Origin of the sequence: Bradyrhizobium sp. SZCCHNRI2009, assembly GCF_032485115.1 — a bacterium.
GTDB lineage: Bacteria > Pseudomonadota > Alphaproteobacteria > Rhizobiales > Xanthobacteraceae > Bradyrhizobium.
In genome coordinates, this window is the sequence record NZ_JAUEUH010000003.1 from 572,176 (window position 1) to 593,934 (window position 21,759).

Sequence of the window (21,759 nt, forward strand, 5' to 3'; positions counted from 1 at the left end):
GCGGGTCCGCGGTGACTGGCGGAACGGTGGCACTGCGGTCAAAAGCCGCAAAGTCGCCACGATATCGATCATTTCGGGCCAAAACCGCCCGCTGTTTGCGCTATCACGCCTGTCACAACCGCAGTAGTCTCGAATTCCGGGCCTGACGGTTTGCGGGGACCGCGGCTCGTACTCGGATTGGTCCCGCGGAGGCGACGTATGGCTAAAGGTACGGTCAAGTGGTTCAACCCGACCAAGGGCTATGGCTTCATCCAGCCCGCGGCCGGGGGCAAGGACATTTTCGTTCACATCTCCGCAGTGCAGAAGGCCGGGCTGGCGACCCTCAACGAGGGCCAGACCATCGAGTACGACGAGATTGCCAACCGCGGCAGGAGTTCGGCCGAGAACCTGAAAGTGTAGCGGATCAATTGGCGCGCCATTCCGCCTCGCGGCTATTCGGCGCGATCGTTTCCCTCACCAAGCCAGCATGATTGTCGACACGTCGAAATAGACAGGAGCGGTGCCCGCTCCTGATCACATCTTTGCGTTTGTTTGTAGTTTCAGCTCCCTCCCCGCCATTGCCTCACCCGCCCGACCCGGGTCAAATGCGCCTCGAACCGCGCCGTCAACGTAATTCCAGCGCGCGGAAACAAGCGACGGGAGCGACGCAACATGGACGACAAGGGCATTTTCCATGGCCTGAAGGTGCTGGACTGCGCGAGCTTCATCGCGGCCCCCGCAGCCGCCACCGTTCTTTCCGATTTCGGCGCTGACGTCATCAAGATCGAGCCGCCCGGCGCCGGCGATCCCTACCGCAACCTGCCGAACCTGCCGGGCTATCCGCGCAGCGAGCATAACTACGCGTGGTATCTCGAAGCCCGCAACAAGCGCAGCCTCGCACTCGACCTGTCGAAGCCGGAAGCGCAGACCGTGCTGCAACGGCTGGTAAGTGAAGCCGATGTCTTCATCACCAATTTCCCGCCGTCGGTCCGCGCCAAGCTCGGCCTCACCCACGAAAAGCTGGCGCCGCTCAATCCGCGGCTGATCTATGCGTCGTTCACCGGATATGGCGAGAAAGGCGAGGAAGCCGACAAACCCGGCTTCGATAGCAATGCCTATTGGGCGCGCTCCGGACTGATGGACCTGGTCCGTGCCGACGAGAGCACGACACCCGCCCGCTCCGTGGCCGGCATGGGCGACCACCCCTGCGCAATGGCGTTCTATGGCGCGATCGTCACGGCGCTTTACCAGCGCGAGAAGACCGGCAAGGGCTGCCATGTGGCCTCCAACCTGATGGCCAACGGGGTCTGGGCCGCCTCCGTGCTTGCTCAGGCCAAGCTTTGCGGCGCGACCTTCGTTGAGCGGCGGCCGCGCGAACGCGCGCTGAACGCGGTCGCCAATCACTACAAATGCCAGGACGGCCGCTGGATCATGCTGTCGCTCCTCAATGAGGAGAAGCAGTGGCCGATCCTCGCCCGCTGCCTTGGCCGAGAGGAGCTGATCGACGATCCGCGCTTCGTCACCAAGGCCGATCGCCACGCCCGCTCGGTCGAACTGATCCACGAGTTCGACGCGGTGTTCGCGACCAGGCCGCTGGCCGAATGGCGCCGGATCCTCGACGGCAGCGGGCTCGTGTTCGGGGTGGTCGGGATTCTCGACGACATTCCAAACGACAGGCAGATGATCGAGAACGAGGTGCTGGTGCCGTTCGAGAACGACACCATGCTGACGGTCAACAGCCCGATCTTCATCGACGGCCAGCGCAAGGTCACCCCGCGCAAGCCGCCCGGCATAGGCCAGCACAGCGACGAGATCCTGCGCAGCGCCGGCTTCGACGACGAGGCCATCCGCGACCTGCGCGCGCGCGGTGCGGTGGCCTGAGCTAGCGCGTCGCGATGAAGCACATGCCGAACCGCGTCGCCGGGCCGGTCTGACAGGACAGGTTCGCGGCGCAGGTCCAGCTCGAGAAGCTCTTGTCGTTGTCCGCGGCCGCGGCGTGGCTCGCGTAGCAATGCCCGCCCCAGCCGTCATTGTAGACCGTGCCGGCGAGCTCATCGCTGCCGCGCAATTGCGGGCGGCTGGCGAAGCCGCGCGAGAAATCCGGAGTCCGCCCCTCGGCAAAGGCGTTGAGGATGTCGCGTCGGCGGACCTGGTCGCCGAAGAAGTGCGGCGAGCCCGGCACCACGACGGTGTTGGACGGCTTCTCCGCCATCCAGTCGACACCGGGAAAGTGAAAGCCGCCGATGCCGCGGGTCTGATGGCAGCCGCCGCAGCTCGAATCGTTGAGGCGTCGCTCGAAGCCTGCGACCGACCGGATGTTCTGCAGCACGATGCCCTGCGCGGCCGCCTTCTCCAGCGCACCGACCACGTCGGCCTCGGTGAACACCGCGCCCTGCCCGGCCGCGCTCCCCTGCACCAGCCCGTAGGCCGGCAGCAGATCGGAATTGACGAATCCGACCGGGGTCGGCGCCACCGCAACCTTGGCCAGGAACTGCTCGGGGATCACCGCGGTGCCGCGGTCGAGCTCGCCGAGATGGACGGGGTCGAGCAGCCAGGCCTTGAACTCGCGCGCCAGCGCGGCATCCGCCAGCAGCCGGTCGCGATCGACCTGATCCTCCAGCACCGCCTCCTCGAACGTCCCGCTCGCGGCCTGATAGTCGAACACCTTCATCATGTAGTCGGTGCGGAAATCGCGGATCGCCGATTTCGGCGCATGCGCGATCTGCAGGTTGGTCTCGATGCGGTGGATGTTCTCCGGCCTGATCAGCGCCAGCGGGCCGTCCGGCGCCGTCAGCTTCGCGGCAAGCCCAGGCCCGGTCAGTTGCAGATCGGACGTCGCCAGCCACCGCTTGGCGATCTCGGCACAACTCGGCGAATTGCTCTTGGCCTCCGCATCGCTGCGCGCCTTGAGCACGATGTTGAGCGTCATCGGCAGCCGCGGCGAGGCGACCTCGCCATCTTTGGCCTCGGGCGGCGTGGTCCGCGTCAGGCGGTACAGCAGCCGCACCTCGCCGCAATGATCGGGATCGACGAAGGCGCGATCCATGCGATTGACGACGCCGGCCAGCACGAAGCGGGCATCGGGCGAATCGAGCACGGTGCGGTCGAACAGCTGGAACGCGTAGGACGTACCGACGCCGATGCTCTCGTTCGGCAACGTCGTCTTGTGCTTGTCGACGTAGCGGTCGAACTCCGTGTCGAGCGCCTTGCGTACGGGCATCATCGACGGCAGCGCAAACAACGCCGCGTCGGTCAGCGGCGCATCACTGGCGTGCGCAAGCATCTTCCCGAGGCCGAACGCGCCGTTGTCGAGCTCACGCAGCGCGAACGGCTCGAGGATGGCGGCGCCGCGCTCGACCGGCGGGCTCTCGTCCGCATGAGCGAGCGGGCCGCAGCACAGCATGACAAGGCCGAATACCGACAGTCGCAAGACGCGCCTCCTCACTTCCACGAACATGCAATTGAGGGCCTGCTAGTCCTCGAAGATAGCCGAAAGGCGGGCGGCTTCGGACAATTGTGCGACGAGGCGCCTCACGTCGCGGTGAGGCGCCTCGTCCAGATTCGTCTCCAAAAACAGATGGTCCGTCAGCGCGCGACGACAAGCCCCTTGGTGGTGACGACCACCCAGCGACCGTCCTGCTTGCGAATCGCGTCGACCTTGCCGAGGCCCGGCACGGGATCGCCGGCATAGACCTCGTAGAGGCCACCGCGGCCCTCGATCAGCGCGCCGCCACGACCGACGTCGCGCAGCACCCAGCCCTCGACGACCTTGGGCTTGGTGGCCTCCGTGCGGTTCGGCTCGGGGCGAGCGGTCTCCGCCCTGGCCGGCTCGGCCCGGCTCGCCTCTGCCCTTGCTGCTTCGGTCCTGGCTGCCTCGGTGGTCCTGGCCGCGTCGGCCCGGCTCGCCACGCCCGCGGGCGGCGCCGCCGCATTGATCGCCCCCACCGCCTGCGGCGCGGACGCGGCGCTGTCACGCGCGGGGGCTTGCGCGGTCGCGGACGCCTGCGCGGCGCGCAGCCGGTCCACGGCCTCGCTCAGACGCTGCAACTCGCTCGGCTTGGCCGACGATTTCGTCGACAGGTCACCCAGGATCTTCTCGAGCCGGTCGAGACGCTCCGCGGACTTGTTGAGCTCGACGAGGCTCGTCTGATTGGTCTGGTCGAGGCTCGCCTTCAGCGCGGCGACATCATTGTCGATTCGCGCCACGGTCGCGCCAAGCGTGGAGTCCGCAGCCTCGCCGGCCGTCGCATCGGCCGCGTCGCCGCCGCCGGAGCGCGTGACGAATTTGGCCGTGACCAGACCACCGGCAACCCCGCCGACAACCATCGACAGCAGCAGGATCGCAGCCATGGCCGGTAGGCCGAGCCTGCCGTTTGCGGCATGCGGCGGCGGGGTCTGGCCCGGTTGCGGAGGTGGCAGCGTCGCTCCCGCAGCGGCCGTGCTGGCCGCCGTTGCGGCAGCGGCCGCCGGCTTGGACGCCGCATTGAACTTGAAGGGCTCGGTCTTGAACTTCGCTTTGGCCCAGGCCGCGGCCTTGTCGACCGCGGCAAAAGCACCCCCCCTGGTCGCCGGTCCGGCATCCGCCTGGACTGGCGTGACCGGGCGCGTCGCGGACGCCCCGGGTTTGGCCGCGGATGCCTGCTTGGCAACGGGCTCCGACTTGGCATCCGGTTTGGCATCCGACTTGGCAACAGTCTCCGGCTTGGCAGCCGGCTCAGGCCGAACGACGGCTTCTGTCTTGGTGGCAGTCACCGACTTGATCGGCGCGTCCGGCTTGATGGCCGTCTCCGGCTTCGGCGCGGCCGCTGCCATCGGGCCGACTTTCGGCGCATTGGCCGCGAGCATCGACAGCTTCGGTGTCTCGACCTTGAGGAGCTCACCGGCCGCAGCCGTCTTGATCGGGTCCGACTTGACCGGCTCCGTCCTGATCAGATCCAGGATCGTCGAGGGAGATTTCGCAGCACTCGAGGCCGCTGCGGCTTCGACTTTGCCCGGCACCGCAACGTTGCCCCCCACCGCCTGGGGCTTGGTCAGCTCCGGCTTGGCCTTGTCGGATTTGCCCTTGTCGGACTTGACCAGGTCGAGCCGCGCGGGCTCGGCTTTGGCTCGCTCCGGCTTCACCGCTTCGATCTTGGCGGGCTCGATTTTTTCCTGCTCGGCCGTGAGGGTTTCGACCTTGACCTGCTCGGGCTTGACCGACTCGACCTTGGTCGTCCCGATCTCGGTGTCGGCCGCCACCTCGGTCTTGATCTCGGACTTGCTGGCCTCCGGCTGTGGCTCGGGCGCGGTCACCGCTTCCACGATCTTCGCCTTCGGGTCGATGCCCGGACGGTCAGCCGCCGGCGCTTCGTGATCCGGCGCGATCATGGGCGGGGCGACGGTCGCGATCGCAGGCACGGCCAGGTCGACTGCATCGGGGACTGCGGATGTCTTCGGCATCGGGTCGACACTCGCACTGGCCGCGCCAGTCGTACCGGCCACGCCAAGGCTGGCCCGCTCGGGCTTTTGGTCGCTCACGTTCAGAGTCTCCGCATGACGTTGAGCACTTGGTAACCTTAGTTAGCGTTCGATTGATTGCCAAAATCTTACTTTTGCAGGGCTTACCTGAGTTTTAGGGATTCATACCGGGCGGATTTGCGCCGACAAAGTGGAGCAGATGTGGCGAGCGGTGCCCGAATATTCAGCTCTGGGGGCCCCATCCGGCGGCAGCAGGCACGATCGGCACGCGGCACAGCGTGGTCGACGCAGAGTCAAACGCGGAGTCAAACAGAGCCGCTCTCGCGGCGCGATTGCACCCGAGCTTTGACCATCATTCCCTCCGGATCGGTCGGAGGGTGCAGGGAAGGCCGGGTGCCGACTGGCACCCGTGGCCCCCGTGCGGAAAGATTGCACGGGGCAGGAACCACAGGTTCAGCCGGAGCGACCCAGCCTTCCCTGCGCGATGGTGTTACGGCTGCTTCGTAGTCTCCCCGGTGCGCCGGGCTTTCTGGTCACCGTCATCCGCACGAGGCGAAGCCTGCATGCGAACTTGGCATCGGCGTCGGGATGCCAGGACCCTACGACTTGACCGTCCGTACCTCGCTTGCTCGCCGGCCCGCTCGCGCAGAGCCCCAAGCCTGATACGGCCACCGCTCCCCGCTGCTACGCCTCGTGACGATCGGCCGAGCCGCCCCTCCTCATCGCGAACGGGATGGCCGGGATCATCGTCGTGATTTGCCCGACGCTGCAAGGCGGCACACATGCGACAAACTGGCTCGACGGGCAGTTGGCGCATGGACGGATTGCCGGAATTGCCCGTCGGGTGGGTGGGCGATGGGCGACTGCAGGCTCGCGAATGTTGTAGTCCTGCAATGCAATCGACAGATGGAAGGCGTGCACCGTCAGCGAAATCACCTCCGGCCGAAGCGGCAACCACCGATTGCATAATGTCCCGTACAGCCCGCCGTTTTCGATGAACGCTCTGGTTGCTTTCGTAGACTAACACTCTGCGTTCGGGCTATTTTTCATTTCCAGCATTTCAAGGGGAGCGCTCATGCGAAAGCTCATTTCTTCGATCGGATTTTTGTGCGCCGCGTTTTTGATCCTTGCCTCGCCAGGGGCTCACGCGCAGGCGACGCGGACCTGGGTGTCCGGCGTCGGCGACGACGTCAACCCGTGCAGCCGCACGGCGCCCTGCAAGACCTTCGCCGGAGCGATCTCGAAGACCGCCGCGGGCGGTGAGATCGACGTGCTCGATCCCGGCGGCTACGGCGCCGTCACGATCACCAAATCGATCACGATCGACGGCGGGGGGACGATGGCCTCGATCCTGGCATCGGCGACCAACGGCACAACGTGAATGCCGGCGCCAACGACGTCATCATCCTGCGCAATTTGAGCATCAACGGCGCCGGCACGACCCTCGGCCTCAATGGCGTCAATTTCCTGGCCGGCCGAAAGCTCGTCGTCGAGAACTGTACCTTCGAGAACTTCTCGCAAAGCGCGATCTCGGTCGCGCCGACCGGTGCGGCCCAGGTGGTGATCGCGGACTCCTCGCTCAAGGCGTCCGCGTTCGGCGTCACGGTCTCGACCGCGAATTCGAGCAGCGCGATCAGCGTGCTCGTCTCGAACACCAAGGCCATCGAAAATGGCAATGCCGGGATATCCGCCACGGTCCCGGCCGGAAAGCCGGGGATGGGCGTGTTTCTCGACCGGCTGACCTCCGAGTTCAACAACACCGGCGTTCTGGCGAGCGGCAGCGGCGCCATCGTGACGTTGGGAAATTCCGTCATCCAGGGCAATTCCAACGGCGTCGTCCAGACCGGCGGCGGCTCCGTCTCGTCCTTCAAGAACAACGCAATCAGCAACAACGGCGTCGACGGCACGCCGCTCACGGGGATCAGCCTGAACTAGCGACGCCGCCGCGGGAAACCCGGCATTTGGCGAGCTGCGCCTGCCGGACAACGTGCAATCACATCAGTGAGGTCCCGTTGCCGGCGGGACCTCGCTCGATTGCGTCAATGCTGGCGCTCAAACGCCGGTGGCGGCCGCGTGCTGGGCCGCCATCTCGGCATCCGCGGCGGTGACGCGCTGGAACGCCGGACGCTGGGTGATGCGCTCGGCGTAACGCGCGAACACGTCCTTGCGCGGCACGACGCCGAACATCATGGTCCAGTTGAAGGCGACGCCCCACAACACGTCGGCGGCGGTCATGCGCTCGCCGAGGAGATACGGCCCCTTGGCGAGCTGCTGCTCCAGCGCGCCCAGCATCGTATCGTAGTCGGCATAGGGTGACTGCGTGATCGGGGCCGGTTCGCGCTTCATGAAATGGTCGATCACGGCGGGCTCGAACGACGCACCGTAATAGGCGATCCAGCGCAGATAGGGCCCGCGCATGGCATCATCGAGCGCCGGCGTCAGGCCCGCTTGCGGAAACAGATCGGCGAGATAGATGAAGATCGCGACCTGCTCGGTCACGATCTGGCCGCGATGTCCGATCGTCGGCACCTTGCCGAGCGGATTGACGGCCAGGAACTCCGGCTTGCGCTGCTCGCCCGCCTTCATGTTGAGGACATGCAGATCGTAGGGCGCGCCCAGCTCCTCGAGCAGGACGCGGGTGCCGGCGGCGCGGGTCTGCGGCGAGTAATACAGCGTGATCTTGTCGTCGGCGGTCATGATGGTGTCCTCCCATTGCCGGCTGCGGTGCTGGCTTGTCGCACACCATACCTGACAAGGTGTGTCAGGTATGTTTAAAGAAGGGCATGCGCGCGAGCCGGCTGCTCTCCATCCTCACCACCTTGCAGGCCAAGGGACAGGTCACGGCGCCCGAACTCGCAGGCGCCTGCGAGGTCTCGGTGCGCACGATCTATCGCGACATCGACGCGCTCGCCGCGGCGGGCATCCCGGTCTATGCCGAGCGCGGCGCCGAAGGCGGATTCCGCCTGCTCGACGGCTATCGCGTGCGGCTGAACGGGCTGTCGCCGACGGAAACCGACGCACTGTTCATGGCGGGCCTGCCGGGCCCCGCCGCCGCGCTCGGGCTCGATGGCGCGATGAGCGCGGCGCAGACCAAGCTGGTGGCGGCACTGCCGCAAAGCCTGCGCGCCAATGCCGGCCGCATGCAGGCGCGCTTCCATCTCGACGCGCCTGGCTGGTTCGGCGAGTCCGAGGAGCCGACGCATCTGCGCGCCATTGCCGACGCCCTGCTCCGCGACGTCATGGTCGACGTCCGCTATCAGACCTGGCGTGCCGAGAAGCGCCGCCGCGTCGCGCCGCTCGGCCTCGTGCTGAAGGGCGGCAATTGGTATCTCGCCGGGCAGGTCGAGCGCAGCGTGCGCACCTATCGCGTCGCGCGCATTCTCGACTGTGCCGTGACCGACGAGTGCTTCGCGCGACCTGCAGACTTTGACCTCGCCGCCTATTGGCGCGCCGCGACGGAGCGGCTGGAGGCGGAGCTGCATCCGAAGCAGGCGACGGTGCGCCTGTCAGCGCTCGGTGTGAAGCTGCTGGAGGTGTGGAGCCAGCCTTACGTGCGCGCCCGCACGCGCCTCGCCGACGACACCGATGCCGACGGCTGGCGCATCGTGACGATCCCGATCGGAACGACGCTGTGGCATGCCGCCGGCGAGCTGCTGCGCTTCGGGCCCGAGGCCGAGGTGCTCGACCCGCCCGAGCTGCGTGCGAAAATGGCCGAGCTGGCGCGGGCGATGGCGGAACGCTACGGCGCATGAGCTGCGACGGCGTGAGTTGCGGACGTATTTTCCATCCGCATCATTGGCGAGAGGGGTGCGCGCTCACGTCCAGCCAGGATGAGCGCGACCGGCAAGTGAGCGCGACCGGTATGATCGGAGCTAAAGCACCACTGGTGTGTCGGGCAGCTCGTTGGGATCGCCGGCATGCGGCGGGTAGTGCCTGGCGAGCTCGCGTGACACCGCGGCAATGCCATCGACCACGCCCCGCTCAAAGCGGCCTGCGCGAAACTCCGCTTCCATCGCGCGGCAGATCGTCTCCCAGCCTTCGGCGCCGACATGTCGATGAATGCCGCGATCGGCGATGATCTCGACGTCGCGATCGGCCAAGAGCAGGTAGATCAGGACGCCGTTGTTGTGCGCGGTGTCCCAGATCCGCAGGTTGGAAAAGATGTCCAGCGCGCGCTCGCGCGGCGGCTGGTCGCGCCACAACGGCCGGCCGTCGAGCGCGCCCTCGACGACGAAGCGAAGCTGGCCGGCATGGGTGCGCTCGCCGTCCTTGATCGCCTGCTCGATGCGTGCCAGCACAGCCGGCGTGAAGATGCGCTTCAGCTGCCAGTGATGATGCAGGAGATGCCGGCCGATCCGCCTGATGCTCATGGTCGCGCGCCTCGTCCTCACCAGTTGCCCGAGGCGCCGCCGCCACCAAAACTGCCGCCGCCGCCCGAGAAGCTGCCGCTGTCGCTCGAGCTGCCGCTGCTCCAGCCGCCGGATGACGAGCCGCTCGACCAGCCGCTGCCGCGGCGCCCGCCCGACGTCGGCATCGACGAGGACAAGCCGCCGGCGATGAAGGCAATGACGATGCCGGCCACGCTGGACAGCAGCGCAAGCGTGGTCGATCCCACAAGCACCCAGGTCAGAATCCCCAGCGCGCCGCCGGTCGCAAGCGAACCCAGCAGCCGCCCGAACAAGGCCCGCAGCGCGCCACCAATAAAGATCGCACCGAAGAAGGCGACAGGTGCGAACGAGGAGATGGTGTCGATATCAAGATCCGTGCCGTGCGAGGCCTGCGGCTGCGGCACCGGCAGACTCTCGCCATTGATCACGCCGATGATGCGGTCGACGCCGGCGTCGATGCCGCCGGCGAAATCGCCGCTGCGAAATCTTGGCGTGATGACCTCGTCGATGATGCGCCGCGCGGTGACGTCGGTGAGGCTGCCTTCGAGGCCGTAGCCGACCTCGATGCGCAGCTTGCGGTCGTTCTTGGCGATCACCAGCAGCGCGCCGTCGTCGACCTTCTTGCGCCCGATCTTCCAGGCCTCGGCGACGCGGAGCGAAAACTGCTCGATGGTCTCCGGCTGCGTCGTCGGCACGATCAGCACCGCGACCTGGCTGCCCTTGCGGGTTTCCAGGTCCTTCAGCTTCTGCGTGAGGCCTGCGATCTCCGAGGAGGACAGCGTGCCGGTCTGGTCGACGACGCGGCCGGTGAGCTGCGGCACCGCGACGTCCGCCAGCACGATCGTCGCGAGGCAGACGAACAGCGTCGCAAGCAGCGCCTTGAGGACCGGCAGCGCGCGCACGATTCCCTGCTCCGGCTATTTCGACGGCGCAGGCGACGGCGCGTTGAAATCGACCTTCGGCGCGACCGATATCTCGCGCTCGTTCTCGACGGTGAAGTTGGCCTTTTCCTTGTAGCCGAAGACCATCGCGGTCAGGTTGTTCGGGAAGGTGCGGATGCCGACGTTGTACTCCTGCACCGCCTTGATGTAGCGGTTGCGCGCCACCGTGATGCGGTTCTCGGTGCCTTCGAGCTGGGACATCAGGTCGCGGAACAGCGCGTCCGATTTGAGCTGGGGGTAATTCTCGGTGACGACCAGCAGCCGCGACAATGCTCCGGTCAGTTCGCTCTGCGCCGCCTGGAACTTCTGCAGCGCCGCGGGATCGTTGACGACGTCGGGCGTGGCCTGCACGCTGCCGACCTTGGCGCGGGCGTTGGTGACGCCGAGCAGCACGTCCTTCTCCTGCTGGGCAAAGCCCTTGACGCTGTTGACCAGGTTGGGCACGAGGTCGGCGCGGCGTTGATACTGGTTGACGACCTCGGACCAAGCCGCCTTGACCTGCTCGTCATTGGTCTGGATGGCGTTGTAGCCGCAATTGGTCAGGCTCAGCGTCATCAGTGCCGCCAGCACGGTCAGCAATCTCCGCATCGCGCGTCCCCCTCTTCATCCGGTTGTACCGCCTTCACACAGCACAGCTTTGGCGACGGCGCAATGACGGCAGCCGGCCGCCGGACATGGGTCGCGGCGGCCGGTGCGTCGGTTCAGGGAGGTTCCGGGTCTGCCGCGGATGCGGGTCATTCGCGCGGAATGACCGGCGGAGAGAGGCAATGTCGTCTTTGCAGCGGGACTCGCGGCTGGATGATGGGCCTGCGCCAACCACACACCCCGTCATTCCGGGGCATCCGCGCGCCCCGGACGACACCATAGGCGCTTACGCTCAACTGCCCTTGCGGTCGCGTAGCTGGGTCACGAACATGTCCTGCCAGCTCGCCGGTTTGACCTTGATCGAGCCGACGCCGTGCATGAACTCGGCGATCTTCAGCACGCCCTCCGGCGTCGACGAGAACCAGGTGTCCTTGTCCTGCAGCATCTCCAGCACGTCCTCCTTGGTGGTCTTCACCTTGGCGGTGCGGGCATAGATCTCGGCTGCGGCAGCCTTGTCGTTGGCGATCAGCGTGCAGGCCTCGTCGAGCGCATCGAGGAACGCCTGCACGACCTTGGGATTGGCGTCGACGAAGCGCTTGGGCGCGAACACCACGTCCATCGTCATCCGTCCGAGCACGTCGGCGGAATTGGCAACGCGGCGAATCTTCGAATCCTTCAGCTCGATGTAGGAGAACGGCGGCGAGGTGAAATGCGCCGTGATCTCGGTCTTGCCCGAGGTGAGCGCCGCCAGCGCCTCCGGATGCGGCAGGCCGACGGTCATCGGATCGAGCTTGGCGTAGTTCTCCTTGCCGAACTCCTGCGCCGCCATCATCTGCAGCATGACCGCCGAAAGCGAGGTCTTGATGCCCGGCAGGGCGATCTTGTCGCTCGGCTTGAAATCCTTCAGCGACTTGATCTCAGGATTGTTGGTGTTCATCCACAGCGAGGTCGAGCTGAGGCCGCTGACGCCGACCACCTCAACCGCCGGAATGCCCTTGGCCTTGGCCCACAGCGTGATGAAGCCGGGCGCGCCGGTGCCGGCGATGTCGAGCGAGCCGGCCATCATCGCGTCGTTGATGATGTTGCCGCCGTCGAGCATCTGCCAGTTCACCTTGAACGGACCGAGCCCGGCCTTCTCCGCCTGCTTCTCCATCAGCTTCTGATCCTCCATCACGATCAGCGGCAGATAGAGGATGCCGTAGCCCTTGGAGAGCCTGATCTCCTTGACCTCGGCCTGCGAAGCGCCGGTGGCGCCGAGCAGCGCGGTGAGGCCGAGCGCGGCGGCCGTGAATGATTTGCTCCAGGACATGGTCGTCTCCTTCCCTGTTGTTGTGCTTATAACTCGAAGTTCAGTGCTGCATGCCCCAGCGCCGCACCGTCTTGCGCTCGATGGTCGCGAACACGACGTTCTCGACGACGAGGCCGATGAAGATCACGGTGAACAGGCCGGCGAAGACGTTGGCCGTCTCCAACTGGTTGCGGTTCTCGAAGATGAACCAGCCGAGGCCGCCGGAGCCCGAGGATACGCCGAATACCAGCTCGGCCGCGATCAGGGTGCGCCAGGCGAAGGCCCAGCCCACCTTCAGGCCGGTGAGGATGGCCGGAAATGCAGCCGGGATCAGGATGAAGCGCACCAGCTTCAACCCGCGCAGGCCGTAGTTCAGGCCGACCATGCGCAAGGTGTTCGACACCGAGCGGAAGCCGGAATGGGTGTTGAGCGCGATCGCCCACAACACCGAATGCACCAGCACGAAGATGATGCTGCCCTTGCCGAGGCCGAACCAGATCAGCGCCAGCGGCAGCAACGCGATCGCCGGCAGCGGATTGAACATCGAGGTCAGCGCCTCCAGCATGTCGGCGCCGATCCGCGAGCCGATCGCGATCGTGGTCAGCACGGCCGCCAGCGCGATGCCGATGCCGTAGCCGATCAGCAGCGTCTCCAGCGACACGAGGGTGCGCGCAGGGATGATGCCGTTGCCGATGTTCTCGAAGAAGGCTGAGAGCGTGTCGGTGAAGGTCGGAAACAACAGGGGATTGCCGAGCCACAGGCCATAGGCCTGCCACAGCGCGGCGAGCGCCACCAGGATGATGGCCTTGCGGACCGCACCGATATGGTAGATGCGTTCCAGCCAGGACAGGCTCGCCTCGACCTTGACGTCGCCGAGGGGCGTGTCTGCATTGACGATTTCGGGGCGCAGCGCCAGCGTCTCGCTCATGGATGCTCTCCTCGTCTCAGTGTTGGCCGAACAGCATGTCGTTGATGCGCCCTTCGAGGGCGACCTGTTCGGGCGAGCCCATCGTGCCCGGCGGCACGCTGTTGAGCTCGGCGCGGACGCGGCCGGGATGCGGCGACAGCAGCAGGATGCGGGAGCCGATCTTGATCGCCTCCTCGATCGAATGCGTCACGAACAGCACGGTGAAGCGGGTGTCCTGCCAGAGCTGCAGCAGCTCGTCCTGCATCTTGCGCCGGGTCAGCGCGTCCAAGGCGGCGAACGGCTCGTCCATCAAGAGCACGTCGGGCTCCATCGCCATGCCCCTGGCGATCGCGACCCGCTGCTTCATGCCGCCGGAGAGCATATGCGGATAGGAGTCGATGAACTTGGTGAGGCCGACCTTGTCGATATAGGACTTGGCGCGCTCGTTGGCTTCCGCGGTGCCGAGCCGGCCGCTGGCGGTCAGCGCGAACACGACGTTCTCGCGCACCGTCTTCCACGGCAGCAGCTGGTCGAACTCCTGGAATACCATCATGCGGTCCGGGCCGGGCTCGCTGACATCGTGGCCCTTGAGGCGGATGCGGCCCTCGGTCGGCTTCAGATAGCCGCCGATCGCCTTGAGAAGCGTGGATTTGCCGCAGCCGGAGGGGCCGAGCAGCACGAAACGGTCGGAATCGAAGACCTTGAAGTCGACGCGGTAGGTCGCCGTGACCAAGGTGTCCGGCGTCTTGTACTGGAGCGTCACGCCCTCGACCGAGAGCAGCGGCTCGAACTGAGATGGCGATTGATGGACGGTCATCGTCCTCCCCTCCTTTATATTGCAATGCGAAATTTCGCTCGGTGCACTTCGGCGCCCTTATTCGAAGTGATAGAGGAGGAGACTGACGCGAACCTGACTCCGAGGCGGACAACAAGACCTTGCGCATCCTGCTGGTGGAAGACACGCCCGAGATCGGCGCCGCCGTGACCAGCCGGTTCGAACGGATCGGCTATGCCGTCGACTGGGAAAAGGACGGCCGCACCGCGAGCGAGCTGATCGAGGTGCAGACCTATGACCTTATCGTGCTCGACGTGATGCTGCCGAACATGGACGGCTTTGCCGTGCTCAAGCACCTGCGCAAGCGCGGCCTGCGCACGCCGGTGCTGGTGCTGACCGCGCGCTCGGCGGTCGACGACCGGATCGGCGCGCTCGACCTCGGCGCCGACGACTACCTGATCAAGCCGTTCGACTATCGCGAGCTGGAGGCGCGGGCGCGGGCGCTGCTGCGCCGGGCCGCCGGCCAGTCCGACAATCTGCTGACCCTGGGGCCGCTGGTGATCGACCGCGCCGGGCGCACCGCCAGCGTCGCCGGCCAACCGCTGGACCTGACGCGGCGCGAGCTGACCGTGCTGGAAATCCTCGCCGCACGCCCTGGGCGTTACGTCGCCAAGGAGGAGCTGGTCGAGCAGCTCTTCAGCTTCGACCAGGATCCGAGCCCCAACGCCGTCGAGCAGTTCGTCGCGCGTCTCAGGCGCAAGCTGGCGGCGACATCCGTCGAGATCAAGACCGAGCGCGGCCTTGGCTATCAGCTCCACGCTTCGTGACCTCAGGACCTCGCTGCGCGCGCGGCTGCTGATCGCGATCGGCGCGATCCTGGCCGTCGGCGCCATCGTGCTGAGCCTCGCCGCCTGGCAATATGCCGCCACCGCCGCGCGCGACGCCTATGACAAGCTGCTCGCCGGCGGCGCCGTGCAGATCGCCGAGAACATCTACATGCAGGGTGGCGTCGTGACGCTGGATCCGCCGGCGGCAGCGTTTGCGACATTGTCGGCCTATGACCTCGTGTTCTATCGCGTCACCGATCCGCGCGGCGTCGTCGTCGCCGGCTATGACGATCTCGCCGTCACCGCGCCCGCCAGGGCGCTGCGTGAGGGCGTCGTCCTGCGAGACGGCATCTATCGCGACCAGGCGGTGCGCATCGCGGCCGTGGCGCGCAAGCTCGACGGCGCGCCCGGCGACGGCTGGAGCGAGATCGTGCTGGCGCAGACCTTGCGCGCCCGCGACGCGCTGACCTGGGATCTCGCCTCCAAGGCGATCGGCCTGATCGCTGCGATGAGCCTGCTGGCGCTGGTGGCGACTGCGCTGTGCCTGCGGCTGGTGTTCGCGCCGCTGACGCGGATCGAGGCCGAGATCGTCAAGCGACGGCCGGACGATCTCAGCCCGATCGCGATCACGCCGCCGCGCGAGGTGCGCGCGCTGGTCGGCGCGATCGACGGCTTCATGCAGCGCCTCGCCGAGCGCATCGCGCTGATGCAGCGCTTCATCGCCGACGCCACCCACCAGCTGCGCACGCCGCTGGCGGCGATCGATGCCGAGGTCGAGCTGCTGAGCGATCAGACCAAGGACCCGAAGGCGCTCGACAGGCTGCGCGGTCGCATCGCGGATCTCGCCCGCCTCACCAGCCAACTGCTCGATCACGCCATGATCCAGCACCGCGCCCAAGCACCGCGCTTCGCCGCGGTCGATATCAACGCGCTGGCGAAATCGGTGCTGTCGCAGAGCGTGCCGCTCTCTCTCGATCGCGAAGTCTCCGTCAGCTTCGTGCCATCGGAGGACGAGGTGATGCTCGCCGCCGACGCCATCAGCCTGCGCGAGGCGCTCGCCAATCTCATTCACAACGCGCTGGCGCATGGCGCGCGGACCCGGCTGATGGTGACGGTGGGAAGAACCGCGACGCATGTTGCGATCATGGTCTGGGACGACGGACCTGGGATCGCAGCCGACGCGCAGCAACGCCTGCTGACCCCGTTCCAGAAGGGCGACGGCTCCCACGGCTCAGGCCTCGGCCTCGCCATTGCGAGCGAGGTCGCGCAGGCCCATGGCGGCCGGCTGCGGTTCAGCGGAGTGGCAGGCGACTTCAGTGTGCGACTGGAGCTGCCGGTCGATCGGTCGACAGCAGTCGATCCACGTCCAGATTCACAGCTCAAACAGCAGCAGACATGACGTCGTCGTCCCGCGGCGGATCACGCCCGGGTCTTGCGATCGACATGCCCTTTCGAAGATCGAGAGGGCGCAGGGAAGGCCGGGAGCTCGCCGCCCCCATGGCCCCCGTGCGAACAAAATGCACGGGGCAGGAACCACAGGTTCGGCCGAGACATCCCGGCCTTCCCTGCGCGACGGTTTTAACGCATATATCGTGCTCTTCTCGGTGCACCGGGCTTTTTGGCCACCGTCGTCGCTCGGATCATCACCCAAGCAACTTAGCATCAGCGTCGGGATGCCAGAACCACACGACTTCACGTCCGCCCTCGCCGCGTTCGTCTCACGCCGCAAAAACGTCCATCGCATCCCCGCCTCGCGTGTCGTGACGATCGCGCGCAACGCCCCATCTCGTTGAGGCGGGATGGACGCATCATCCATGATTTCTGATAAAAAGAAAGAGGAAAATTTCGGGACTAGGGCCTCACCAGCCCTTGCGCGTTGAAACGGCTGGCGAAATGAATTTTTCCGCGCACATGATTTTCGTCCCCTACGGCACTCCCGTACGATCGGGCCGGCACAATTGGTCGCTTGATTTGCCCGACTCAGCCGGCGAGCAGCCAAGGCGCGGCATCGTTGCCTCGCGGCCTGAACATGGCGGCAGTCGCGCACATGGAAGCTCGGTGGCAGGGGGGACATACGCAACGTCCGGGTCGATGCTCGGCCACCGAGCAAGGTGTTTTTGGAGCGCGCTGAAACCTTGCCGGGGGCAACTCGTCGTGGAGCCATTGGCGCTCGGGAAACCTCCGTTTTCAGCCCGTTGCGGACGTGGGCTACGGGTCAAGGGTGGCTGTGGCCGGCAAGCTGGTGGCGCAGCCGGTGTACCCCCAGCTTCGGAAATGACACCTCCGTTCCGGGACTTACGTTCGTGCAAGAGCTGCCGACGATCGGGTTGGAGCCTTCCGCGCTCGCTTCAGGTCCGCGCGGCTATCGTCGCAAATGTGGCATTCCGCCCCGCCGCCTTGTCCGCATATGGCGCATTGGACATAGCTCTGCCAACATCCGCTTTGACCGCTGATGCGGGAGAGCTTTGACGACGCGTGGCGAATTGCGCGGTCTGGCCACCAAGTCAGATTCCGCGTTCCGCGCAACACCTGAATATTCCGATCAGCACCTTCAGCACGCAACCATTGATTGACAGCGACAATTTACCTCTATCTCATAACCTGTTGGCACCAAACGGGCCGACCCGGGGGCATTGTCGTGCGACGCTGGCGTCTTCTCTTCGTGCTCATGTTGCTGGTCGCGCTTTTCGGTGCGCGCGCCCAACAGCCCATGCCGCAGGCTTCCCTCGACGAGTCGTGCTCCGTAGCGGTCGATCCACGCTGGACCAAACAGGAGCAGTTCGTCTGGGAGCACGTCTGCGCCGGGAAGGATACGGATTTCAACGAAGGGTCAGACTACGGCGGGGACCTCGATCCCAGGAAGCCGGAAGGCTGGCCACAGAATCGCGTGCTGCGACCGGTCTTTCTCGCGACGATCCTGCTCAAGGACCCATACCGCCGTGCCTTGACGCGCCGCGGCGTTGTCATTCGCGGCGCATGGTTCACAGAGGCTGTCGACCTCGCAGGCGCGGAACTCCAGCATTCGCTCGAGCTGACGCGGAGCCGTCTTGAAAAGGGCGCCAGCCTCCAACAAGCAAGATCAAAATATCAAATCAACTTCTCCGGTTCGAAATTTGCAGGCACTCTCGACATGAGCGGGACCGATATCGACGCCGGTCTGTACATGTACGGTAAGGCTGAGTTCGCCGACTTGGACCTTGGCGGTGCACATGTCGGCCGAGTGCTAGTGCTGGTCGGTTCTAAAGTGACCGGCAAACTCAACATGCTGGGCCTTCGAGTCGAGCACGCTCTGCTCGGCTACGCCGAGTTCGCCGAGGTGTACCTTACCGGCGCCCACGTGGGCGGGTTACTAACGCTGGTCGGCTCCAAAGTGACCGGCGAACTCAGCATGAACGGCCTTCGAGTCGACAAATCCCTGCTTATGCACAGCAAGGCCGAGTTCGCTGAGGTGGACCTTACCGGCGCCCATGTGGGCGAACAGTTGGACTTGAGCGGCTCCAAAGTGATTGGCACACTCAATATGAGCGGACTTCAAGTTGACCAGTTTCTGCTCATGCGCGATGGGGCCGAGTTTGCCGAGGTGAATCTGGGCTTCGCGCACGTCGGCAGGCTAGAGCTTAGCGGGTCGAAAGTAGCCGGCAAACTCAACATGAACAGCATTCAAGTCGCGCAATTTCTGCTCATGTACAATAAGGCTGAGTTCGATGAGGTTGAGCTTATCGGGGCCCATGTGGGCGGACAGCTGAACTTGAGTAGCTCCAAAGTGATTGGCAAACTTAGTATGAGCGGACTTCAAGTTGACCAATTTCTGCTCATGCGCGATGCGGCCGAGTTCGCCGAGGTAGACCTTGGCTTTGCGCACGTCGGCAGGTTAGAGCTTAGCGGTTCGAAAGTAGCCGGCAGGCTCAATATGAACGGACTACAAGTCGGCAACGATCTATTCATGGGTGATAAGGCCGAGTTTGCCGACGTAGACCTTGCCGGCGCCCGCGTGGGTGCGCATCTAAACCTGAGCGGTTCGAAGGTGGCCGGAAGGCTCAATATGAGCGAACTACAAGTCGGCCAAGATCTACGCATGGATGACAAGGCCGAGTTCACCCAGGTAGACCTTAGCGGCGCCCACGTGGGCGGACAGCTAGGGCTGGTTGGTTCCAAAGTAGTTGGTAAACTCAATATGAACGGACTTCGAGTTGACCGGTTTCTGCTCATGGCGGCCGAGTTTGCCGAGGTGGATCTTGGCTTTGCGCATGTCGGCGGGTTAGTCCTCGGCCGCTCGAAAGTAGCGGGCGAACTCGACTGTGCCGGCATGGAGGTTGGGCAGCATATCCTCTTGGGTGGCGGCACGAGATTTGATGGCCCGATCAACTGTGGCGCTGCCAGGATCAAAGGCAATCTTTACCTGACCGATGGAGAATTTCACCAGAATGTGAATTTGACTGGGGCTGAGATCGGCGGCGAGTTGGCGTTTGGCTCGGCGCGATGGTCGGATGGTGTGACTCTCGGGCTGCGCAACGTCAAGATCGGTCTCATTCCCGCTTTGGCGGATGCCTGGGCCCCGAAGCTCGATGTTGATGGCTTGACTTATCGGAACGCAGGCAGGGCCGACGAATTCGAGAACTGGTTTCGCAAGCTTCTTCGCTACGCGCCACAACCATACGATCAGCTCGCATCCGTTGTTCAGAGCCAGGGGAACAGGGCGCTTGCGACCAGAATCCGATATTCAGGTCGCGAAAGCGAGCGCGCCAAAGCCGTGGGGCGCGAGTGGGCTTGGCTGACCGCCCTCAAATTGGTGGTCGGCTACGGCTATTACCCTCTACGAGCAGCCTTCTGGGCGATCGGTCTGGTGATAGCGGGGGCCACCGTCTTGCGGGTTTCCAGAGAGGGGCCGCGCAACGGAATGCCGTTCGGCCTAGCCTACAGCTTCGACATATTGCTGCCGATCATCCAGTTGCGCAAAAAGCACTACGATTACGATCTGCAAGGCTGGGCCCGCTACTATTTCTATGGGCACAAGATCATGGGCTATGTGCTGGCATCGTTCCTGATCGCCGGGCTTTCGGGCCTCGCTAAATGACGTTCGCCGGGCTCACGGCGAAGCGTCGTGGGCCGCAATCTCGATTTTGGACGACGTTCAGCACGAATGCTTTGCCTGCTACCGGTTTTGAAGACACCGAGCCAACTTTGATGATGAACGCAGGCTATCAGTTCGGCCGAAGGTCTGCTTCGGGTCAGGGGCAGCCGTGGTCGGCAGGCTGATGGCACAGCCGGTCTACCCCCAATTACGATTTGATCGGACCGCCCGGTCATGTCCGGAATTCGCCCGAGGCAGACATCGACCCGTCAGCTCGATCCGTCCTTTACAAACGGCGCGGCGCTTCCAGGCCGGTGCGGTGGCAGGGCTGCACGGCGAGCGGCCGCCAATCATGTAGCGCGGCGTGCAGGCGCCACAACGCAAATATAAAGATGACGTTGTATCTGTCCTCAGGGTTCCGCCCCCGTCAGGAGCCGCCTTTCTTGAATTCCAGCGGCGCGGCGGGCTTGAACTGGCTGCTCACCTCGCCGACCAGATCCCTGTCCGCCCCGGACAGGTCGAGCTTGCGGATCGGAGCGCCGACGGAAAGGTCCAACAGCGACAAGTTGACCCAGACGATGTTCGGGCTGAGGGTCGATTCGAAGAAATAGAGCCGGTCGGTCGAGTCGGCGACGGCGCGCCAGATCGTGTGTGACGCCTCCGGTCGCTTCGGGTCTGGCCGCACGAAAGGCTGCGCCACGTTGCGCATGACCGACAACATGCGGGCCACGGTCTGGCGGGTGTCCGACGGCTTGGTCTGGTTCTGGATGTAATAGGCGGCGCGGACGAAGCGGTCGGCCGCTTCGCTCGTCCCCGGCAGCGCTTCGGTGCCGCCAAAGACGTGGTACTTCTTCAGATTGGCGAGCTGCTCGGGGAAGGGCGGCGAGTTCGTCATGACCAGATAGCGGCGGTCGTGATGAACGCGCACCTTGCCGCCATCGACGATTTCGATGATCGCCGAATCGCCCGTCGCGTCCGAAAGCGACAGATGCACGGTCGCCGTCGCGTATCCGGGCATGCCGGCGGCGATGAGTTGATAGCGACCGGTTTCGATGTCGGCCACGGCCTCGGCAACGGTGGCAAAGTTGTCGAGATTGTATTGCGCCCATAGCGACAGCGCGAGGCCGGGGCGCTTGAGATCGCGCTTTCCGTAATCGCTCTCGGAGAGCCACAGCAGGTTGGCGACAAGACCTTTTTCATTCATGCCGTCGGCGATCGCCAGATTATAAACCGCCCCGCCGACGCTGCCGTATTTCGACGTCCAGCTCAGTTCGTTGTCGTCGCCGCTCTCTCCTTTGCGCGCAAGGCCGCGCGGAAAGGCCCAGAGATCGGTGCGCATGTCTTCGGGCCAATCCATGTTGCGCCCGGTGACAACGGCCTGACCATTATCGGCCCAGAGGACGCGCGAACACGCGTCCGCCAGAGATGATCCAAACGCGACGATTGCCAAAGCCATCGCCCCGCTCGTCACGCCCGCACACCGCCGCATGGTCACGCTCCTCGTTGTGTTCAATACAATCTAGAGGCGAGTGCGAGTCGGC

General features: G+C 65.1%; 18 protein-coding genes. 8 read left to right on the forward strand and 10 right to left on the reverse strand.

Features of this window, described 5'->3' with window-relative positions; translation table 11 throughout:
• The first annotated feature begins 198 nt into the window (after nucleotides 1-198).
• Both QX041_RS14485 and QX041_RS14490 read left to right on the forward strand, forming a co-directional pair.
• Entirely contained in the window at nucleotides 199-399 is a 201-nt protein-coding gene (locus QX041_RS14485) for a cold-shock protein (protein ID WP_315713975.1), read from the forward strand.
• A 252-nt stretch (nucleotides 400-651) separates the two neighbouring features.
• Nucleotides 652-1,860 (forward strand): CoA transferase, encoded by a 1,209-nt coding sequence (locus QX041_RS14490; protein ID WP_315713974.1) that lies wholly within the window; start codon nucleotides 652-654, stop codon nucleotides 1,858-1,860.
• A 1-nt stretch (nucleotide 1,861) separates the two neighbouring features.
• Here the strand turns inward: QX041_RS14490 and QX041_RS14495 are convergent, their stop codons facing one another.
• Nucleotides 1,862-3,436: a hypothetical protein gene (locus tag QX041_RS14495; RefSeq protein WP_410051868.1), complete on the reverse strand. Its 1,575-nt coding sequence runs from the start codon at nucleotides 3,434-3,436 to the stop codon at nucleotides 1,862-1,864.
• Between the two features lie 128 nt (nucleotides 3,437-3,564).
• Nucleotides 3,565-5,496 (reverse strand): hypothetical protein, encoded by a 1,932-nt coding sequence (locus tag QX041_RS14500; RefSeq protein ID WP_316165731.1) that lies wholly within the window; start codon nucleotides 5,494-5,496, stop codon nucleotides 3,565-3,567.
• 1,015 nt (nucleotides 5,497-6,511) lie between these two features.
• Here QX041_RS14500 and QX041_RS14505 point away from each other — a divergent pair.
• Nucleotides 6,512-6,817: a hypothetical protein gene (locus QX041_RS14505; protein ID WP_315713972.1), complete on the forward strand. Its 306-nt coding sequence runs from the start codon at nucleotides 6,512-6,514 to the stop codon at nucleotides 6,815-6,817.
• Entirely contained in the window at nucleotides 6,814-7,371 is a 558-nt protein-coding gene (locus tag QX041_RS14510; RefSeq protein ID WP_315713971.1) for a hypothetical protein, read from the forward strand. Before QX041_RS14505 ends, QX041_RS14510 begins: the two co-directional genes overlap by 4 nt.
• A 117-nt stretch (nucleotides 7,372-7,488) precedes the next feature.
• Here QX041_RS14510 and QX041_RS14515 read toward each other — a convergent pair whose 3' ends face one another.
• On the reverse strand, nucleotides 7,489-8,133 hold the full coding sequence (locus QX041_RS14515; RefSeq protein ID WP_315713970.1) for a glutathione S-transferase family protein: 645 nt from the start codon (nucleotides 8,131-8,133) through the stop codon (nucleotides 7,489-7,491).
• Nucleotides 8,134-8,219: 86 nt separating this feature from the next.
• Between QX041_RS14515 and QX041_RS14520 the strand changes: the two genes are divergently transcribed.
• Nucleotides 8,220-9,188: a YafY family protein gene (locus QX041_RS14520; protein WP_315826052.1), complete on the forward strand. Its 969-nt coding sequence runs from the start codon at nucleotides 8,220-8,222 to the stop codon at nucleotides 9,186-9,188.
• A gap of 120 nt (nucleotides 9,189-9,308) precedes the next feature.
• Here the strand turns inward: QX041_RS14520 and QX041_RS14525 are convergent, their stop codons facing one another.
• From QX041_RS14525 to QX041_RS14550, 6 genes are all read right to left on the reverse strand, one after another.
• Nucleotides 9,309-9,806 (reverse strand): TPM domain-containing protein, encoded by a 498-nt coding sequence (locus QX041_RS14525; RefSeq protein WP_315713968.1) that lies wholly within the window; start codon nucleotides 9,804-9,806, stop codon nucleotides 9,309-9,311.
• 17 nt (nucleotides 9,807-9,823) lie between these two features.
• A complete protein-coding gene (locus QX041_RS14530; RefSeq protein ID WP_316165732.1) occupies nucleotides 9,824-10,726 on the reverse strand; it encodes a YgcG family protein in 903 nt (300 codons plus the stop codon).
• 15 nt (nucleotides 10,727-10,741) lie between these two features.
• On the reverse strand, nucleotides 10,742-11,353 hold the full coding sequence (locus QX041_RS14535; protein ID WP_315713966.1) for a LemA family protein: 612 nt from the start codon (nucleotides 11,351-11,353) through the stop codon (nucleotides 10,742-10,744).
• Nucleotides 11,354-11,642: 289 nt separating this feature from the next.
• A complete protein-coding gene (locus QX041_RS14540) occupies nucleotides 11,643-12,659 on the reverse strand; it encodes an ABC transporter substrate-binding protein (RefSeq protein WP_315713965.1) in 1,017 nt (338 codons plus the stop codon).
• Nucleotides 12,660-12,699: 40 nt separating this feature from the next.
• Entirely contained in the window at nucleotides 12,700-13,566 is an 867-nt protein-coding gene (locus QX041_RS14545) for an ABC transporter permease (RefSeq protein ID WP_315713964.1), read from the reverse strand.
• A 16-nt stretch (nucleotides 13,567-13,582) separates the two neighbouring features.
• Entirely contained in the window at nucleotides 13,583-14,362 is a 780-nt protein-coding gene (locus QX041_RS14550; protein ID WP_315713963.1) for an ABC transporter ATP-binding protein, read from the reverse strand.
• 119 nt (nucleotides 14,363-14,481) lie between these two features.
• Here QX041_RS14550 and QX041_RS14555 point away from each other — a divergent pair, with 119 nt between their 5' ends.
• From QX041_RS14555 to QX041_RS14565, 3 genes are all read left to right on the forward strand, one after another.
• The gene (locus tag QX041_RS14555; protein ID WP_315713962.1) at nucleotides 14,482-15,147 is read left to right on the forward strand and encodes a response regulator transcription factor; all 666 of its coding nucleotides are present in this window, start codon (nucleotides 14,482-14,484) and stop codon (nucleotides 15,145-15,147) included.
• Nucleotides 15,122-16,546: a sensor histidine kinase gene (locus QX041_RS14560; RefSeq protein ID WP_316165733.1), complete on the forward strand. Its 1,425-nt coding sequence runs from the start codon at nucleotides 15,122-15,124 to the stop codon at nucleotides 16,544-16,546. Before QX041_RS14555 ends, QX041_RS14560 begins: the two co-directional genes overlap by 26 nt.
• A 1,239-nt stretch (nucleotides 16,547-17,785) precedes the next feature.
• Nucleotides 17,786-20,221, forward strand: coding sequence for a hypothetical protein (locus tag QX041_RS14565; RefSeq protein ID WP_316165734.1), 2,436 nt, complete (start codon nucleotides 17,786-17,788; stop codon nucleotides 20,219-20,221).
• Between the two features lie 424 nt (nucleotides 20,222-20,645).
• Here QX041_RS14565 and QX041_RS14570 read toward each other — a convergent pair whose 3' ends face one another.
• On the reverse strand, nucleotides 20,646-21,707 hold the full coding sequence (locus QX041_RS14570) for a linear amide C-N hydrolase (protein WP_316165736.1): 1,062 nt from the start codon (nucleotides 21,705-21,707) through the stop codon (nucleotides 20,646-20,648).
• Nucleotides 21,708-21,759: the final 52 nt, after the last annotated feature.

Coding starts and splice junctions, on each gene's coding strand:
- QX041_RS14485 (WP_315713975.1), top strand. CDS start 199: ATGGCTAAAGGTACGGTCAAGTGGTTCAACCCGACCAAGGGCTATGGC.
- QX041_RS14490 (WP_315713974.1), top strand. CDS start 652: ATGGACGACAAGGGCATTTTCCATGGCCTGAAGGTGCTGGACTGCGCG.
- QX041_RS14495 (WP_410051868.1), bottom strand. CDS start 3,436: ATGTTCGTGGAAGTGAGGAGGCGCGTCTTGCGACTGTCGGTATTCGGC.
- QX041_RS14505 (WP_315713972.1), top strand. CDS start 6,512: ATGCGAAAGCTCATTTCTTCGATCGGATTTTTGTGCGCCGCGTTTTTG.
- QX041_RS14515 (WP_315713970.1), bottom strand. CDS start 8,133: ATGACCGCCGACGACAAGATCACGCTGTATTACTCGCCGCAGACCCGC.
- QX041_RS14520 (WP_315826052.1), top strand. CDS start 8,220: ATGCGCGCGAGCCGGCTGCTCTCCATCCTCACCACCTTGCAGGCCAAG.
- QX041_RS14525 (WP_315713968.1), bottom strand. CDS start 9,806: ATGAGCATCAGGCGGATCGGCCGGCATCTCCTGCATCATCACTGGCAG.
- QX041_RS14535 (WP_315713966.1), bottom strand. CDS start 11,353: ATGCGGAGATTGCTGACCGTGCTGGCGGCACTGATGACGCTGAGCCTG.
- QX041_RS14540 (WP_315713965.1), bottom strand. CDS start 12,659: ATGTCCTGGAGCAAATCATTCACGGCCGCCGCGCTCGGCCTCACCGCG.
- QX041_RS14545 (WP_315713964.1), bottom strand. CDS start 13,566: ATGAGCGAGACGCTGGCGCTGCGCCCCGAAATCGTCAATGCAGACACG.
- QX041_RS14550 (WP_315713963.1), bottom strand. CDS start 14,362: ATGACCGTCCATCAATCGCCATCTCAGTTCGAGCCGCTGCTCTCGGTC.
- QX041_RS14570 (WP_316165736.1), bottom strand. CDS start 21,707: ATGCGGCGGTGTGCGGGCGTGACGAGCGGGGCGATGGCTTTGGCAATC.